Origin of the sequence: Micromonospora sp. URMC 107, assembly GCF_051386315.1 — a bacterium.
In the GTDB taxonomy this organism is placed as follows: domain Bacteria; phylum Actinomycetota; class Actinomycetes; order Mycobacteriales; family Micromonosporaceae; genus Micromonospora.
In genome coordinates, this window is sequence record NZ_JBPQTK010000043.1 from 1 (window position 1) to 16,894 (window position 16,894).

General features: G+C 74.1%; 18 protein-coding genes. 12 read left to right on the forward strand and 6 right to left on the reverse strand.

Features of this window, described 5'->3' with window-relative positions; all coding sequences use genetic code 11:
* Both ACSNN9_RS12635 and ACSNN9_RS12640 read right to left on the reverse strand, forming a co-directional pair.
* Positions 1-853: pentapeptide repeat-containing protein (locus ACSNN9_RS12635; RefSeq protein ID WP_436673236.1), on the reverse strand; the 853-nt coding region annotated here is incomplete at its 3' end.
* A 200-nt stretch (positions 854-1,053) separates the two neighbouring features.
* Positions 1,054-1,866: an SDR family oxidoreductase gene (locus ACSNN9_RS12640; RefSeq protein ID WP_436673237.1), complete on the reverse strand. Its 813-nt coding sequence runs from the start codon at positions 1,864-1,866 to the stop codon at positions 1,054-1,056.
* A gap of 171 nt (positions 1,867-2,037) precedes the next feature.
* On the opposite strand from ACSNN9_RS12640, the gene ACSNN9_RS12645 reads away from it, so the two are divergent.
* From ACSNN9_RS12645 to ACSNN9_RS12675, 7 genes are all read left to right on the forward strand, one after another.
* On the forward strand, positions 2,038-4,830 hold the full coding sequence (locus ACSNN9_RS12645) for a WD40/YVTN/BNR-like repeat-containing protein (RefSeq protein ID WP_436673238.1): 2,793 nt from the start codon (positions 2,038-2,040) through the stop codon (positions 4,828-4,830).
* Positions 4,831-4,856: 26 nt separating this feature from the next.
* Entirely contained in the window at positions 4,857-5,711 is an 855-nt protein-coding gene (locus ACSNN9_RS12650; RefSeq protein WP_436673239.1) for a carbohydrate ABC transporter permease, read from the forward strand.
* A gap of 26 nt (positions 5,712-5,737) precedes the next feature.
* Positions 5,738-7,060: an ABC transporter substrate-binding protein gene (locus ACSNN9_RS12655; RefSeq protein ID WP_436673240.1), complete on the forward strand. Its 1,323-nt coding sequence runs from the start codon at positions 5,738-5,740 to the stop codon at positions 7,058-7,060.
* Positions 7,057-8,106, forward strand: coding sequence for an ABC transporter ATP-binding protein (locus ACSNN9_RS12660; protein WP_436673241.1), 1,050 nt, complete (start codon positions 7,057-7,059; stop codon positions 8,104-8,106). Before ACSNN9_RS12655 ends, ACSNN9_RS12660 begins: the two co-directional genes overlap by 4 nt.
* A gap of 38 nt (positions 8,107-8,144) precedes the next feature.
* Positions 8,145-9,014, forward strand: coding sequence for a carbohydrate ABC transporter permease (locus ACSNN9_RS12665; RefSeq protein ID WP_357881537.1), 870 nt, complete (start codon positions 8,145-8,147; stop codon positions 9,012-9,014).
* 100 nt (positions 9,015-9,114) lie between these two features.
* Entirely contained in the window at positions 9,115-9,729 is a 615-nt protein-coding gene (locus ACSNN9_RS12670; RefSeq protein ID WP_436673275.1) for a GNAT family N-acetyltransferase, read from the forward strand.
* Between the two features lie 28 nt (positions 9,730-9,757).
* Positions 9,758-11,176 (forward strand): RtcB family protein, encoded by a 1,419-nt coding sequence (locus ACSNN9_RS12675; protein ID WP_436673242.1) that lies wholly within the window; start codon positions 9,758-9,760, stop codon positions 11,174-11,176.
* Between the two features lie 35 nt (positions 11,177-11,211).
* Here the strand turns inward: ACSNN9_RS12675 and ACSNN9_RS12680 are convergent, their stop codons facing one another.
* A complete protein-coding gene (locus ACSNN9_RS12680; protein WP_436673243.1) occupies positions 11,212-11,643 on the reverse strand; it encodes an archease in 432 nt (143 codons plus the stop codon).
* Positions 11,644-11,684: 41 nt separating this feature from the next.
* Complete coding sequence (locus tag ACSNN9_RS12685) at positions 11,685-13,253, reverse strand: LLM class flavin-dependent oxidoreductase (protein WP_436673244.1); 1,569 nt, start codon at positions 13,251-13,253, stop codon at positions 11,685-11,687.
* Positions 13,254-13,410: 157 nt separating this feature from the next.
* Between ACSNN9_RS12685 and ACSNN9_RS12690 the strand changes: the two genes are divergently transcribed.
* From ACSNN9_RS12690 to ygiD, 3 genes are all read left to right on the forward strand, one after another.
* A complete protein-coding gene (locus ACSNN9_RS12690) occupies positions 13,411-14,013 on the forward strand; it encodes an MBL fold metallo-hydrolase (protein WP_357883802.1) in 603 nt (200 codons plus the stop codon).
* Positions 14,014-14,092: 79 nt separating this feature from the next.
* Positions 14,093-14,311, forward strand: a complete 219-nt coding sequence (locus ACSNN9_RS12695; RefSeq protein WP_357883799.1) for a hypothetical protein — start codon at positions 14,093-14,095, stop codon at positions 14,309-14,311.
* A 110-nt stretch (positions 14,312-14,421) separates the two neighbouring features.
* The gene (gene ygiD, locus ACSNN9_RS12700; RefSeq protein ID WP_436673245.1) at positions 14,422-15,291 is read left to right on the forward strand and encodes a 4,5-DOPA dioxygenase extradiol; all 870 of its coding nucleotides are present in this window, start codon (positions 14,422-14,424) and stop codon (positions 15,289-15,291) included.
* Positions 15,292-15,330: 39 nt separating this feature from the next.
* On the opposite strand, the gene ACSNN9_RS12705 is transcribed toward ygiD, so the two are convergent.
* Positions 15,331-15,816, reverse strand: a complete 486-nt coding sequence (locus ACSNN9_RS12705; protein WP_436673246.1) for an SRPBCC family protein — start codon at positions 15,814-15,816, stop codon at positions 15,331-15,333.
* Complete coding sequence (locus ACSNN9_RS12710) at positions 15,813-16,175, reverse strand: ArsR/SmtB family transcription factor (protein WP_436673247.1); 363 nt, start codon at positions 16,173-16,175, stop codon at positions 15,813-15,815. Before ACSNN9_RS12710 ends, ACSNN9_RS12705 begins: the two co-directional genes overlap by 4 nt.
* Positions 16,176-16,265: 90 nt before the next feature.
* On the opposite strand from ACSNN9_RS12710, the gene ACSNN9_RS12715 reads away from it, so the two are divergent.
* Together ACSNN9_RS12715 and ACSNN9_RS12720 are read left to right on the forward strand one after the other, a co-directional pair.
* On the forward strand, positions 16,266-16,577 hold the full coding sequence (locus ACSNN9_RS12715; protein ID WP_436673248.1) for a hypothetical protein: 312 nt from the start codon (positions 16,266-16,268) through the stop codon (positions 16,575-16,577).
* A 28-nt stretch (positions 16,578-16,605) separates the two neighbouring features.
* Positions 16,606-16,866 carry a hypothetical protein gene (locus ACSNN9_RS12720; RefSeq protein ID WP_436673249.1) on the forward strand — a complete coding sequence of 87 codons (261 nt, stop codon included), beginning with the start codon at positions 16,606-16,608 and terminating at the stop codon, positions 16,864-16,866.
* The last annotated feature ends 28 nt before the right edge of the window (positions 16,867-16,894 follow it).

The following is a 16,894-nucleotide window of genomic DNA, read 5'->3' on the forward strand; positions in this document are numbered from 1 at the left end:
GGCGGCGCAGGGGGGTGAGGGACAGCGGTGACCAGTGCCCGGGGCGGGTCCGGCCGGACGGCAGGGCGGTGTGCCGGTCGCCCCGGGCCGCGTCGAGCTGCGACTGGTGCAGGAACAGGCTGCCGGACAGGTCCGCGCCGCGCAGGTCGGCCCCGCGCAGGTCGGCGCCGGTGAGGTCGGCCAGGCCGAGGTCGACGCCGCGCAGGTCGGCGCCGATCAGCAGCGCCCCGCGCAGGTTGGCCCGGCGCAGGTCGGCCCGGCGCAGGTCGACGCCGAACAGGTGGGCGCCCCGCCGGTCCACGCCCGGCCGGCCGCCCCGGGCCCGGGCCGCGTCCCCGGCGCGCGACAGCAGCGGGTTGACCCGCCCCCGGTACGCGTCCACGTCGAGTGCCAGCAGCGTCCCGGCGGGCTCCCGGGTGAGCCGCGCGGTCTCGTCGAGCGCGACGGACAACTCGTCGCGCAGCGGCTGCGGCGGTCGCGTCGCGAGCGCCTCGGTCAGGTACCAGAGCAACTCGTGCAGCGGCCGCATCACCGCGAACGTGTCGAACATCCGCGCGGCGGTCTCCGGCGCGTCGCGCCAGTCCCGCCCGCCGAAGGTGTCCTGGGCCACCCGCTGCCCGGCACCGAAGCAGTCGAAGACGGTGCAGCCGGGGAAGCCCCGGTCGCGCAGGTCGGCGTGGATGCCGCAGCGCGAGTCGGCCCGCAGGTTCGGGCAGGGCCGGCCGGCGGGCTTGTCGATGGCGAAGTCGGCCGACGCGGCGAAGGCGGGCGCGACGCAGCAGAGCCCGAAGCACCGGGCGCAGTCGGCGCGCAGCCCGTCCGCCGACGGCGTCGCCTCGGAGGTTTGCGACACGCTGACCGTTCTCCTGCCGATCGGGGGGAATCCCGCCGGCGGCCTCGCGGGCGGAGGCTCCCATTGTCCCGCCGCCGCCCTGCTCACCGGCCGCGGGGTGCGGCTGCCCGCACCCGACGGGCGGGCCGTCGCGAGCCGTCCCGCCCCGGCTCCGCTCACCCCGCGTCGGCGCTACCCGGCGGGCGTGGCCGTGGCCCCGGTCATTCCCCCACCGAACGCCAGCCGTGCGACTCCAGGGCGCTGGCCTGCGGGCCCATCATCAGCATGCCGCCGTCCACCGGCCAGGACGCGCCGGTGACGTACGCGGCGGCGGGCGAGGCGAGCAGCGCGACCACGGCGGCCACCTCCCGCGCGTCGCCGGGCCGCCCGACCGGCACCCCGGGCCGCTCCTCGGTGAACGGGTCGACGTCCTCCTGCCCGGTCATCGGGGTGGCGATCTCACCCGGGGCGACCGCGTTGACGGTGATCCCGTCCGCCGCCAACTCCTGCGCCATGACCTTGGTCAGCAGGCCGAGCCCGCCCTTGGCGGCGCAGTACGCGGCCGAGCCGACCCGGGGCGCGTGCTCGTGCACGCTGGTGATGTTGACGATCCGTCCGCCCAGCCCCGCCGCGCGCATCCGCCGGGCGGCCCGCTGTCCGCACAGGAACGGCCCGTCGAGGTCGACGGAGAGCACCTCGCGCCACTGCTCCCAGCCGGTGTCGACGAACGGGGTGGAGGCCCCGGTGCCGGCGTTGTTGACGAGCACGCCGAGGCCGCCGAGGCGCTCGGCCAGCTCGTCGACGACCGCGTCGGCACCCGGCAGCCGGGTCAGGTCCAGCTCGGCGACCTCGCAGCGCCGGCCGGCGGCGCGCACCTCGGCGGCGGTCCGCTCGGCGCCCTCGGCGTCGCGGTGCCAGGTGACGCCGACGTCGAAGCCGGCCTCGGCGAGGGCGACGGCGCAGGCCCGGCCGATGCCGGAATCGGCGCCCGTGACGACGGCGATCCTCGGGTAGTTCTCGTAACGCGATGGCATGCTGGCGCACTACCCGTTCCATGCGAATGCAACCATGCGTCGATCCCGATCCATGCAGGGGATTGTCTGCGTCGATGCGCTCTGCCATTCTCCACCGTGGACGCTGCCAGCGACGATCGCCAATCCGGAGGGTCGCACCGAGGTGGCGCCGTCATCTGCCGGAGGGACCTCGTGAAGCGCAGACGTCGCCATCTGCTCGTAGGACTGGCGGTCGGTGCCCTGGTGGCGTCGACCGGGCTCATCGGAATCCACTTCGCCGGGGCCCAGGTGCCGGCCCCCGTAGCCGCGGCCGGCGACGGGGAGATGCCGGGCGCGCTCGGCGCCCACATGGAGCGGTTGCGCCAGGCCGTGCCGGGCAGCGACGGCATGTCGCCGGAGGGACCCGGCAACGCCGCGCAGCAGGAGTTCCTGGAGCGCGCGTACCCGGCCGACACGATCAGCATCGCCCAGGTCGACCGGTCCAAGTCGGCGTACGCCGCCGCGGAGCGGCGTGCCGGCGGCACCCGCGGCTGGACCAACATCGGCCCCAGCGAGGCCCTCTACCCGTTCACCGAGTTCCGCAACGCCTCCAACTACGTGCCGAACGCGTACGTCGCGGGTGGCCGGGTCACCTCCATCGACATCGCGCCGGACTGCAACGCCCTGCTCTGCCGGGCGTACGTCACGCCGGCCGGCGGCGGCGTCTGGGGCACCCTGAACGTCCTGGCGGCCGAGCCGAAGTGGTTCTACCTGGGCGGGCCGCTCGGCATCAACGCCGCCGGCTCGGTCAAGATCGACCGCAACGACAAGACCGGGCTGACCATCTACGTCGGCACCGGCGAGGCGAACACCTGCGCCTCCGGCTGCGTCGCCGGCGTCGGCCTCTACAAGTCCACCAACGGCGGCGTCACCTGGAACGGCCCGCTGGGCAAGGACGCGCTCGCGGGCAAGGGCATCGGTGAGATCACCGTCAAGCCCGGCGACCCGAAGACGCTCTACGTCGCCACCACCACCGCCCTGCGCGGCATGTCCAGCTCCTGCTGCACCGGCGTCACCCGGCCCGTGCCCGACGCGGAGAAGTGGGGCCTCTACAAGTCCACCGACGGCGGCGCGAACTGGAAGTTCATCCACAACGGCTCGGCCGACGCCACCCAGTGCACGGGCAGCGCCGCGGAGTACAACAACACCGCCACCTGCTCGCCGCGCGGCGTGCGCTACGTCAAGCTCGACCCGCGCGACGCGAACACCGTCTACGCCTCCTCGTACGCCCGGGGGGTGTGGCGCTCCGCGGACGCCGGCGCCACCTGGACGCAGATCAAGCCCTCGCTGAACCCGGCGGTCTTCCAGACCCGGGCCGCGATCGACGTGACCGCCCTGCCCAACGGCAAGACCCGCATGTACGTCTACGAGGGCAACATCGGCAACCCGTACTCGCGGCTGTTCCGCAGCGACGACGTGGCCGGCGCCGCCCCCGCGTTCACCGACCTGAGCAGCGCCAACCCGGCCGACCCGGGCTACGCCACCTACAACCAGTGCACCGGCCAGTGCTGGTACGACGTGTTCGTGCACACCCCGGCCGGGCACCCGGACATCGTCTACACCGGCGGCTCCTACGTCTACGGCGAGACCGTCGCCCACAAGCGGGCGGTGGTCCTCTCCACCGACGCCGGCGTCAGCGGCACCGACATGACCTACGACGGCACCGACGAGCTGCACCCCAACGGCCTGCACCCCGACCAGCACGCCCTGGTCACCAACCCGCGCAACCCGTACCAGTTCTTCGAGGCCAACGACGGTGGCGTGATGCGCTCCAGCGGCCAGTTCGTGGACCGCTCGGCCTGGTGCGACAACCCGGACCGCAACCTGACCACGCAGGCGCAGAAGGACCGCTGCCGGCAGATGCTGTCGAAGATCCCGTCGAAGCTGGACGGCATCAACAAGGGCATGAACACGCTGCAGTTCATCAGCCTCTCGGCCAGCCCGCACGACCACCGCCTGCTGCAGGGCGGCACCCAGGACAACGGCACCTGGGAGAACAAGGGCGAGCGCCGGCGCTGGGTCAACACGATGATCGGTGACGGCGGCGCGTCCGGCTTCGACGTCGGCAAGCCGGAGTTCCGCTTCCACACCTTCTACGACGCCTCGCCCGAGGTGAACTTCGCCAATGGCGACGTGGGCAGCTGGATCTCGATCTCGGACCCGATCTTCGGGCAGCCGGGCACCCTGTTCTACGCCCCGGTGATCACCGACCCGAAGGTGAGCGGCACGATGTTCGCCGGCACCTCGCGCACCGTCTACCGGACGAAGACGTTCGGGCTGGGCGACCGGAGCCTGGCCGAGGCCAACCGGATCTGCAACACCTGGACCGGCACCTTCGAGGCGCAGTGCGGCGACTTCGCGCCGCTGGGCACGGTCAACCTGACCGACGCCGCGTGGGGCGACCGGGCCGGCGGCGCCGTCTCGGTCGTCGAGCGGGTCGCCTCCGACTCGTCCACGGCGTACGCGGCCACCAGCACCGGTCGGGTGTTCGTGTCCCGCAACGTCGACGCCGAGCCGGCGTCGGCGGTCACCTGGACGCGGATCGACACCGCCGCCACGCCGAACCGCTTCGTCACCAGCATCCACGTCGACCCGGCCGACCCGGCCCGGGCGTGGGTCTCCTACAGCGGGTTCAACTCGAACACCCCGGCCACCGTGGGGCACGCGTTCGAGGTGCGGCTGGCCGACGCCGGCGCGACCTGGACCGACCGGTCGTACGACTTCGGCGACCAGCCGATCACCGACCTGGTCCGCGACGACGTCACCGGCACCCTCTACGCGGCCACCGACTTCGGCGTCCTGCGGCTCGCCAAGGGCAGCACCACCTGGGTGAAGGCGGCCCGCGGCATGCCGAACGTGGAGGTCGCCGGGTTGACCATCGTGCCGGGCAAGCGGCTGCTCTACGCCGCCTCGCACGGCCTCGGCGCCTGGCAGCTCACGCTCTGAGGAAGGCGACCATCGGCAACGACACGGTGAGGGGCCGCGCGCGCGGCCCCTCACCGCTGCCCGAGGTGGCCGGCCGCGCCTGGCGCACCCTCGGCGCGGCCTTCGTCCTGCTCGTCTTCGTCCCGCCGCTGCTGCTGCTGCTCTCCGGCTCGCTCACCGAGCCGGGCCTGCCGCCGCCGCCCACCCCGCAGCTCGTGCCGGATCCGGTCTCCACCACCGGTTACCAGCAGGCCGTCGAGCTGGGCGGGCTGCTGCGCGCCTCGCTCAACTCGGTCCTGGTCGCGGTCGTCGCGGTGCCGCTGAGCGTGCTCGTCGCCTCGCTGGCCGGCTTCGCGCTGGCCCGGATCTCCCCGCGCGCCACCGCCGTCGTCGTGGCGGCCTCCCTGGTCGCGCTGATGGTGCCGGCCACGGCGCTGCTCGTGCCCCGCTTCGCGATCTTCCGGGCGCTCGGCCTGACCGACACCCTGGTGCCGCTGGTCGCTCCGGCGTTGCTGGGCACCTCGCCGCTCTACGTCCTGGTCTACTACCTGGCGTTCCGGGCGCTGCCGACCGACCTCTACGACGCCTGCCTGGTGGCGGACCTCTCGCCGCTGCGCACCTGGTGGCGGGTCGCCCTGCCGCTGGTCCGCCCGGTCACCGCCGGCCTCACCGCGCTGACCTTCGTGCTCACCTGGTCGAACTTCCTCGACCCGCTGGTCTACGTCTACGACCGCGAGCTGTTCACCCTGCCGCTGGCGCTGCGCTCCCTGTCGGTGCTGGACCCGACGAACTTCCCGGTGTTCCTGGCCGGCGCGGTGCTGGCCACGGCACCGGCGCTGGCCGTCTTCGTGCTCGCCCAGCGGCGCTTCCTCCACCACGACGACCCGACGGGACGAGACTGACGATGCGACCGAGGACGGGACCGACCATGCGACCGAAGGCGCTGCTCGCGCTGCTGCTCACCGCCGTGCTGGCCGCCACCGGGTGCGGCTCGGGCTCCGGGTCGTCCGCCGACGGGCCGGTGCGGCTGCTGGTCTTCGGGGCCCCCGAGGAACTCGCCGCCTACCGCACCCTCGTCGAGGCGTACGAGAAGGCCCGCCCCGGCGCCGACGTGCAACTCGTCGAGGCCAGCGACCGCAAGGACCTGCTTGCCCGGCTGGCCACCTCCGTGGCCGGCGGCGCCCCGCCGGACCTGTTTCTGATGAACTACCGCTTCTACGGCCAGTTCGCCGCCAAGGACGTCATCGAGCCGCTGGACGACCGGCTGGCCGCCTCCGAGGTTGTCGACCCGGCCGACTACTACCCGGTGGCGTGGGACGCCTTCCGGTGGAAGGACCGGCAGCTCTGCCTGCCGCAGAACGTCTCCAGCCTGGCCGTCTACTACAACCGCACCCTGTTCGCGAAGTACGGGGTGCCGGAGCCGAGGGCCGGCTGGACCTGGAACGACCTGGTAACCACGGCGACGGCGATGACCCGCGACTCCCGCGGCGTGGTGGTCAAGGCCACCGAGAGCGAGGGCGCGGCGCGGCGCCCGGCCGTGCACGGCCTCGGCGTGGAGCCGTCGATCATCCGACTCGCCCCGTTCGTCTGGTCGGCCGGCGGCGAGATCGTCGACGACCCGGCGAAGCCGACCCGGCTGACCCTGGACACCCCGGCGGCCCGGGAGGCGCTGAAGAACCTCGTCGACCTGCGGCTGGCGTACGGGGTGGTGCCCACCGACGAGGAGGTGGAGGCCGAGGACGACGAGTCGCGGTTCGCCAACGGCCGGCTCGCCATGCTCATGAGTTCCCGCCGCTCCACGACCACCTTCCGCTCGATCACCGGCTTCGAGTGGGACGTCGCCCCGCTGCCGGTCTACAAGGAGCAGGTCGGCGTGCTGCACTCCGACGCGTACTGCATGACCCGGGGCGCGAAGCACAAGGACGCCGCGTGGCGGTTCCTGGAGTTCGCCATCGCCGAGGAGGGCCAGCGGATCATCGCGGCCACCGGCCGTACCGTCCCGTCGCACATCGAGGTGTCGCGGTCGCCCGCGTTCCTCGGCCCGGCCCAGCCGCCGCGCAGCGCGAAGGTCTTCCTCGACGCCATCCCCACCGTCCGGGCGCTGCCGACCGTCTCCACCTGGCCGGAGATCGAGGACGTCACCTACGGCATCCTGGAGAACGCCGTGCACCGGGGCGACCGGCTCGACGACGTCATCCGCGACCTCGACCGGCAGACCCGGCCGATCTTCGCCCGCGGGGAGCACGGGTGAGCGATCCGGGCCTCGCCCTGGCCGGCGTCTCGGCCGCGTACCGGGGTGCGACCGTCCTGCACGAGGTGGACCTCAGCGTCGCCCGGGGGGAGCTGCTGGTGGTGCTCGGCCCGTCGGGGGCCGGCAAGTCGACCGTGCTGCGGGTCGTCGCCGGCCTGGAGCCGGTCACCGCCGGCCGCGTCCGCATCGCCGGCCGCGACGTCACCACCGAGCGTCCGGGCCGGCGCAACGTGTCGATGGTGTTCCAGTCGTACGCGCTCTTCCCGCACCTGAGCGTGGCGGAGAACATCGCCTTCGGCCTTGAGGTGCGCGACACGCCTCGCGCGGTGGCCCGGGAGCGGGCCCGCGCGGCGGCGGAGACCGTCGGCTGCGCCGCCCTGCTGGACCGGCGGCCCGGGCAGCTCTCCGGCGGGGAACGGCAGCGGGTGGCGCTGGCCCGGGCGCTGGTCCGCGAGCCGGACGTGTTCCTGCTCGACGAGCCGCTGTCCAACCTCGACCTGGCGCTGCGGGTGCAGATGCGCGCCGAGCTGCGGGCCCTGCACGACCGGCTGGGCGCGACGATGGTGCACGTCACCCACGACCAGACCGAGGCGCTGGTGCTCGCCGACCGGATCGCCGTGCTGCGCGACGGGCGCATCGAGCAGGTCGGCACCCCCGACGAGATCTGGCGTACCCCGGCCACCACCTTCGTCGCCCGTTTCGTCGGTTCCCCGGCGATGAACCTGCTCCCCGCGCACGGGCCGGTGCGGCCCACGGGCACGGCACCGCGCGGGGCGACCGTCACCGAGTCCGGCCGGCTGGAGATCGGCTTCCGGCCCGAGGCGGTCACCCTGGACGCGACCGACGGCGCGGCGGCCACCGTCGAGCGGGTCGAGGTGGTGGGCGAGGACGCGTACGCGTACCTGACCCTCGACGGCGGCCACCCCGTCGTCGCCCGGGTGCCGGCCGCCCGCCGGCCCGACCGCGGCGCGGCGGTACGCGTCGGCGTGCGCTGGGACGACGTGCACGTCTTCCACGCCGGCTCCGGGCGCCGGTACGCCCCGTGACGAGCCCGGACCGCCGCTCGCGCCGGCAGTTGGCGCTGATGCTGACGCCGTACCTGGTCGGGCTGGTCGGGCTGGTGCTGCTGCCCGCCGCGGTCACCCTGGCGCTGGCCTTCACCGAGTACGACCTGCTGCGTCCGCCCCGCTGGGTGGGGCTGGACAACTTCGCGGCGCTGCTGGACGACCCGGTGTTCCGGGTGTCGCTGACCAACTCGCTGGTCTTCGCGCTGGTGGCCGTACCGCTGCGGGTGCTCTTCGCCCTCGGCCTGGCGCTACTGCTGCACCGCCGGGCGCTCGGCGTCGGCAGCGCCCGCACCGCGGCGGTGCTGCCGACCGCGGTGCCGGAGATCGCCTACGGGCTGCTCTGGCTCTGGCTGCTCAACCCGCTCTACGGCCCGATCAACCAGCTGCTGCGCACGGGCGGGGAGAACGGCCTGACGGCGCTGGGACGCACCCCGCCGCAGTGGCTCACCGACCCGACCGACGCCCGCGCGGCGATCATCGGAATGAGCCTGTTCACCGTGGGGGAGACCTTCGTGGTGCTGCTGGCCGCCCGCCGGGCGCTGCCCCGCGACGTCTACGAGATGGCGGCGATCGAGGACGCCACCGGCTGGGACGTGTTCCGCCGGGTCACGCTGCCGCTGATGGCGCCCGTGCTCGGGCTGCTGGCGGTGCGCGACGCCATCCAGAGCCTGCACTTCTCCTTCGTGCCGGCCTTCGTGGTGACCGACGGCGGCCCGCCCCCGTACGCCACCACCTACCTGTCGCTGTTCGTCTACCGCACCGGCTTCGAGTACCTGCGCTACGGCTACGCGGCCGCCGCGACCCTCGTGATGATCCTGCTGACCGTGGCGGCGGTGCTGGTGCAGTGGCGGCTGATCCGCCGCTACCGGGCGTTCTACCGGCTCTGAGGCACCCGGGGCGGGCCTGTTAATCCCGCGCGCCGGCCCCGGACGCCGTGGCATGATCGCGCACTGCGCCGGCCGCGTGGCGGCGCGCGAGGAGGACGGCATGGAGTTCGAGGTACGCCGGATCGGGCCGGAGTCGACCGCGGCGGCGGCTGCCGTGCTGGCCGACGCCTTCGACGGGTACCCCTGGATGACCTGGACGGTGGCGGCCGACCGGCACCGGGAGCGGCTGGAGGCGATGTTCGCCGGCACCGTCGACGCCGTCGGGCTGCCCTACGGTGACGTCTGGGCGGCGGTCGACCCCGACGGGCGGCCGGCGGCGGTGGCGGTCTGGCTGCGCCCGGACCGGCCGGTGCCCGACGAGGTCTGGGCCGGTGTCGCGGCGCGCAACGCGGAGCTGGCCGGCGACCGGCAGTCGGCGCTGCGCGCCGCCGACGCGGCCTGCGCCTCGCTGCGGTCGGCCGAGCCGGCGTTCCTGCTCGCCACCGTGGGCGTGCGCCGGTCCGACCAGGGCCGAGGGCTGGGTGCCCGGGTGTTGCGGCCCGGCCTCACCGAGGCCGACCGGTCCGGCCTGCCCGTCGTGTTGGAGACCTCCTCGGAGCCGAACGTGCGGTTCTACCGGCGGCTCGGGTTCGACGTCACCGGCCAGGCGCGGGTGCCCGACGGCGGACCCGACGTCTGGGCGATGCGGCGGCCGGCCGCCGGCGAGCGGGTGTAAGGACCGTCCGCCCGGGTAGCCGCCGGGAATGGAGCTGGTCGAGGAGTCGCCGTACCGCTTCCGGATCGACCGGCACGACCCGATGCGGGTGCCGGGGGTGGTGTTCGCGTCCCGGTCCCTGCTGCCCGACGCCGGCGAGGACAAGTCGCTGGAGCAGGTCGCGAACGTCGCCACGCTGCCCGGCATCGTCGGCGCCTCGTACGCCATGCCCGACGTGCACTGGGGCTACGGGTTCCCGATCGGCGGGGTGGCCGCCACCGATGTCGCGCACGGCGGCGTGGTCTCGCCCGGCGGGGTGGGCTTCGACATCTCCTGCGGCGTCCGGCTGCTCGCCGCCGACACCGACCGCGACGGGTTGCGGCCCCGGTTGGACGCGCTGATGGACGGGCTGGGCGAGGCCACCCCGCGCGGCATGGGCAGGGGCGCGGTGTGGCACCTGTCGACACGCGCGGAACTCGACGCGGTGCTGCGCGGCGGCTCCCGGTACGCCGTGGAGCGCGGCTTCGGCGTCGAGCGGGACCTGTACCGCTGCGAGGACACCGGCGCCGTCGGCGACGCCGATCCGGCGCGGGTCAGCGAGCGGGCGATCGAGCGCGGCGCGCGCCAGGTCGGCAGCCTCGGCTCCGGCAACCACTTCCTGGAGGTGCAGGCCGTCGAGGAGGTGTACGACGACACCGCCGCCACCGCCTTCGGGCTGCGCCCCGGCCAGGTCTGCGTGATGATCCACTGCGGGTCCCGGGGGCTGGGCCACCAGATCTGCACCGACTACGTGCGCAGGATGGAGAAGGTGATGTCCCGCCACGGCATCCACGTGCCGGACCGGCAGCTCGCCTGCGCCCCGGTCTCCTCGCCCGAGGGCCGCGCCTACCTGGGCGCGATGGCCGCCGCCGCGAACTACGCCCGGGCGAACCGGCAACTGCTCACCGACGCCGCCCGGCGGGTCTTCGCCCGGGTCACCGGCAGCCGCCTCGACCTGGTCTACGACATCTCGCACAACCTCGCGAAGATCGAGACGCACGACGTCGACGGCGAGCGGCGCGCGCTCTGCGTGCACCGCAAGGGCGCCACCCGCGCGTTGCCGCCGGGCCACGACGACCTGCCCGACGACCTGCGGGACGTGGGCCAGCCCGTGCTGATCCCCGGCTCCATGGGCACCGGCTCGTACGTGCTCACCGGCGTGCCGGGGGCGCCGGCCTTCGCGTCCACCTGCCACGGGGCCGGCCGGGTGCAGAGCCGCAAGCAGGCCGTGCGGTCGGAGCGCGGGCAGGACCCGCGTGCCCAGCTGGAGGCGCGGGACATCGCGGTGCGCGGCGCGTCCCGGCGCGGCCTGGCCGAGGAGATGCCGACGGCGTACAAGGACGTCTCGGCGGTGGTGGCCGCCGCCGAGGGCGCCGGGCTGTGTCGGAAGGTGGCCCGGCTGGTCCCGCTGGGCGTGGTGAAGGGCTGAGCGGCACGCGGCGTGGGGAGGGGTGAGCGGGCGGCTCACACGTCCAGCGTCACCGCGCAGGACCAGCCCTCGCCGTCGGGGCCGAAGCGCAACCCGTGCAGGGAGACGGCCTTTGGCACCGCGCCGACCAGCTCGACGGCGTCGGTGTCCGTCGTGCGCCAGCGCACCACCAGGCCGCCGGCGCCGTCGTCGGCCACCTCGGTGTGCAGCGGCAGCTCACCCGCCGTCTCCATCCGGAAGATCACCTCGTCGAGTACGCCCACCAGCAGGTCCGCGTCGTCCTCGCCGGCCGGCGCGCGGAACTCCCGCCGCGGGCCCGGCCGCGCCCCGGCGGGGTCGACGAACGTGCCGACCAGCGCGGCGACCGCCTCGGCGACGCACTCCTCGCGGCTCGGCGCCCACGCCTCGATGCGGACGTCGGCGGTGTGCGGCAGGCGGCGGTGTCCCCGCCCGGGTCGTCGCGGCATGCCCCGATCCTCCGCCACCCGGGCGCCGCGCGACGGCCGGTTCAGTTCAGGCCGAGCCGGGCGATGGGCTCGACGAGCTCGCGTTCCTCGTACGCGAGGTGGGACAGCAGCGTGTCGCTGAGCAGGTCGACCGCCGCGCGCAGCTCCGCCATCCCGTCGGTGACGGAGACGAACGCGACAAGCGCGCGGTCCACCCGCTCCAGCACGTCGTGGATCGCGTGGTGCTCCTGCTCGAGGCGGTCCAGCACCGGGGCGAGGCGGGCGTCGCCCCGGCGCAGGTGCGGGAAGGTGCCCCGGTCCTCCAGCGTGTGGTGGGTGGTGACCACCCGGCAGTACGACTCGCAGTACGTGCCGAGGGTCCACTTGTTCTGGCGGATGGTCATGGTGTTGATGTGCGAGCGCGCCGTGCCCGCGTCGACCAGCCCGGCGCCCACCTGCTCCACCAGGTCGTACAGCCGGGTCAGCTCGGCGCGCAACCCGTCGTGCACGTCGATGAGGTGCTGGGCGCCGGCCTGGTCGTGCGGGGTGTAGGTGCGCGCCGGGTCCGGCGGTGGGCCGGTGGGCCGCGTGGTCTCGTCCCAGACCCGGATCGCGCTGCGGCGCACGCCGTCGTCGGGCGTCGGCACGACGGCGAAGGATCCGGCGGGCGGGCGGGGAGCGGCCGGCGCCGCCGCCGGGGCCGGCCCGGCCGCCGGCGGGGCCGCGGCGGGCGCGGTGCCGGCCGCGCGCTCGCCGGCCACGAGTTCGCGGACGGCGGGAGCCACCTCGGCGGCGAAGCGCCGCAGGTCCTCGGGGTCGTCGCTGCCCAGAATGAAGGTGCTGACCCCGTCGCTGAGCGCGAGGTCCGCCAGCTCCTCGGCCCACTGCTCGGCGGGCCCGTGCAGCGGTCCCCGGCCGACGGGGGCGAAGCGGCCGGTGACGTTGAGCAGGCGGCGCACGTCGGCCGGCTCCCGGCCGGCCTCCCGCGCGGAGTCGTCGATGATCGTGTTGCCTTTGCCGAGGTCGCCGGGTTGCAGGTAGCCCAGCGACGGCAGCCACCCGTCGGCCCGGCTCCCGGTCAACGCCAGCATCCGCGGCTTGTACGCGCCGAGCCAGATGCCCACGTCGTGGGCGGGGGCGGGGCCCCGCTTCGCGCCGACCACCCGGTGGAACTCGCCGTCGACCCGGACGCCGCCGCGCGCGTCGACGTCCCAGACCTGGCGGATGACGTCGATCGCCTCGGCCAGGGCCCGCACGCCCTGCCCGGGGGAGAGCCGGCGGCCGCCCATCGCCTCGATGGCCTCCCAGAACGCGCCGGCGCCCAGGCCGAGCTCCACCCGCCCGCCGCTGAGCAGGTCGAGGCTCGCCACGCTGCGGGCGAGCACGGCCGGCGGGCGCAGCGGCAGGTTCGTCACGTTGGCGGCCAGCCGCACCGTGCCGGTCCGGGCCGCCACGAAGCTCATCAGCGTCCACGTGTCGAGAAACGCGGGCTGGTAGGGGTGGTCCTGGAAGGTGACCAGGTCGAACCCGACCTGCTCGGCCAGCATGGCGAGGCCCACCACCCGCCCGGGCTCGGCGTTGCCGGGCGTCAGGAACGCCCCGAATGCCAGCGGGTGGCCGTAGTCGCTCATGTCGGCACTCCCTTCCGCCCCAGCCTCTCACGCGGGTCGGGTGCCCGAGTCGCCCGCCCGCCCCGACCGGTCGCGTCCGCCGGGTGTCAGCGGCGGGAGCGGCGAGCGGGGCGCGGGGAGGGCTGCCGTCGCGGGGACGCCGGCGTACGGTCGGCGGGTGCGGATCACGAAGTTCACCCACTCCTGCGTCCGGCTGGAGCACGACGGCGGCGTGCTGGTCATCGACCCCGGCACCTGGAGCGAGCCACGGGCCCTGGCCGGCGCGGACGCCGTGTTGGTCACCCACGAGCACACCGACCACGTCGACGTGCTCCGGTTGGCGGGCCTCGGCGTGCCGGTCTTCGCGCCGGAGGGCGCCGCGCTGCCCGATCTGGCGCCGCTGCCCGTGACCAGGGTCCGCGCCGGTCAACGGTTCACCGCCGCCGGTCTCGCCGTCACCGCGCTCGGCGGTCGGCACGCGACCATCCACGGCGGCCAGCCCGACTGCGCCAACCTGGGCTACCTCGTCGGCGACGCCGTCTACCACCCGGGCGACTCCCTGCACCGGCCGGACCGGCCCGTCGAGACGCTGTTGGTCCCGGCACAGGCATCCTGGCTGAAGCTCACCGAGGCGATCGACTTCGCCGACGCCGTCGGGGCCGAGCGGGTGTTCCCGATCCACGACGCCCAGCTCAACGAGCGCGGCCTGACCAGCGTGAACGGCTGGTTCGCCGAGACCGTGCGCGGCTACCGTCACCTGGCGCCGGGGGAGTCCGCCTGACCGGCGTTCCCCCGTCCGGCGTCGATCTCCACCGCCACCGGCCGTGTCGTCCGCGGGCCAACTGCTATACGGTCGCTGGGTGAGGGTCGAAGAACACTGGTGGAACGGCGACACGTCCCAGCGCGGGCGTCGGGACGTGTATATCCGCACTGACGGGCAGCGTTGGGACGTACAGGTACGGATCGGCGGCGAATCCGGCCGCTCCCGGGTGCAGGAATGCCCCGGGCGGACGTCGGCGGTCATTTTGGCCGGCGCCTGGCGCGGCAACCACCCCGCCTGGCGCGAGATATCCGGCTGACGGCGACCGTCGGCCTCGGCCGGTGACAACCGGTCGCGGCCGGCGTTGAGGCGGCTGCTCCCTCCGACGATGGTTACGCTCAGGTCACCATCGCCCTCGGGGGGAGCAGCATGAGCAGCGCGACCGTCCCGGCGGTGATGCCGGCCGCGTTCATCGGTCACGGCAGTCCGACGAACGCCCTGGAGCTCAACCGCTACACGCAGGCGTGGCGTGCCTTCGGGCGGGCGGTCCCGCGGCCGCGGGCGATCCTGGTGGTGTCGGCCCACTGGTACATCGGCGCCACGGCCGTCACCGCGATGCCCCGGCCGAGGACGATCCACGACTTCTACGGCTTCCCGCAGGAGCTGTTCGACGTCCGCTACCCGGCGCCCGGCCTGCCGGAGCTGGCCGAGGAGATCGGCGAGGTCGTCCAGCCCACCTGGGTCGGTGCGGACGTCGACTCGTGGGGGATCGACCACGGCACCTGGTCGGTGCTCACCCACGCGTTTCCCGACGCGGACGTTCCGGTCGTGCAGTTGAGCATCAACGCGTTCAAGGGCCCGGACTACCACCTGGGCCTGGGCGCGAGGCTCGCCCCGTTACGCGAGCGTGGAGTGCTCGTCGTCGCCAGCGGCAACGTGGTGCACAACCTGCGGGGGGTGGACCCGCGCATGGCCGACGAGGGCTTCGACTGGGCGCGGCGGTTCGACGAGGCGGCGAAGGAGGTCATGCTCGGCGAGCCGACCGAGGCGGCCTCGCTCGACGCCCACCGCGACTTCGACCGGGCCGTGCCGACGCCGGACCACTTCATTCCGCTGCTCTACCTCGCCGGCCTCGCCGGCGCCGCCGGCAACGGCGCGGAGGTGCTGGTGAACGGGTACGCGTACGGGTCGCTGTCGATGACCGCCTACACGCTGGGGTTGTCCTGCCGCACCGAGGCCCCGCTGGCCGGCGCGCCGGCCCTGCCGACCGACGTGCCGATCGACTCCTCCAACATCTGACGAGCGCCGTGTCGTCGCCCGTCGCCGCCGCCACGGCCGTCAGCGGCCCTTGACGACCTCGACCAGCTGGTCCAGCGCGGCGCTCCAGCCCTCGACGAAGCCCATCTCCTCGTGTGACTTCTTCGCCGAGGCGTCGGCGTGGATCGCCGTGGCGGTGTACTTCGTGCCGTTGCCGGCGCGCTCGAGCCTGATGATCGCGGTGAACGGGAAGTCGTCGCCGGCGACCTGGGGGCGGAAGCCGGGGCCCAGTCCTGAGGTGAAGATCAACGTCGAGCCCTCCTCGACGACCAGGATGCAGCCGGTGTTCGGGTACTCCTCGCCCTCGGGCGAGCGCATCACGGTGTGGAACCTGCCGCCGGGCTGAAGGTCGATCTCGCAGGACGAGGTCGACCAGGGCCGCGGGGCGAACCACTGCACGACCAGCTCGGGCGTGGTCCAGGCCTTCCAGACCAGCTCGGGTGCGACGTCGACGGTGCGCTCCAGGACGAGGTCGAGATTGTCGTTCACACTCGGGTAGGCGGTCATGTCTGCTGCTCCTTCAGGTCGTGGAGAAACGAGTCGAGCTGGTCGAGGCGGCGGGACCACATCGCGCGCTGACCGGCGAGCCAGGTGTCGACGTGCGCGAGCGGCCCGGGGGCGAGCCGGTAGGTCCGCACCCGCCCCTTCTTCTCCGACGTCACCAGGCCGGAGCGCTCGAGGACGCCCAGGTGCTGGGTGAACGACGGCAGTGCCATGTCAAACGGACGAGCGAGCTCGCTGGTCGTCGCGGGCCCCCGGCCCAGGATCTCGACGACCCGGCGGCGGGTCGGGTCCGACAGCGCGTGGAACACGTCGTCCAGGGCCCCGTCGTCGCTTCCGTCTCCGCCGCCCGATTGCTTAGGCATGAGCCTAAGTATGCCCGCGCCCGTCACTTAGGTCAAGCCCTAAGTGAAAGTGGCTGGCCCCGATCAAACCGGGTGGGTCATGCTGGGGGCATGACCGACGTCGGCGCCCCGGAACCGCTCACCCTCAACGTCTACTGTCGGCTCACGGTGGCCGTGACCGACCCGCAGGTGCTCACCGACCACGCGGTGGCCGATCTGCGGGCGGCGGACATCGACTGGTCGGCGGAGGCGGACGACCTCGCGGCGGCGGTGGCGGACCTGCGCAACGACGTCGTGGTGGCGCTGGCGTCCGTGGTGGACATCAGCCGGATGGTCGACGGCCTGCCGGGCGTGGAGGCGAGGGGCGGGTTGTGCTGGGCCGAGCCCGGTCCGCCCCGCGATGCCGTCTGGCGTGCCGAGTGAGGGCCGCCCCGCCGGCCGCCACGATCCGGTGTCGATCCCGGGACACGCCGGCGGGTCGTGGCGGCTGCTCGTCGCCCTGCACGGCTGCCTCCAGGGCCACGGCGCGGTCGGCACCGCCTTCGTGGACCGCAACCAGCTGATCGTGCTGTATCCCCAGGCGAGCACCGCGGCCACCAACCCGAACGGCCGCTGGGACTGGTGGGGCTACCTGGGCGCGACCAACTACCCGATCAAGGGCGGTGCCCAGCTGGAGACGATCATGAACATGGTGCGCCGGCTCGACGGCTGAGCCGCCCCGCGGGCGGGGCCCCTCGGCG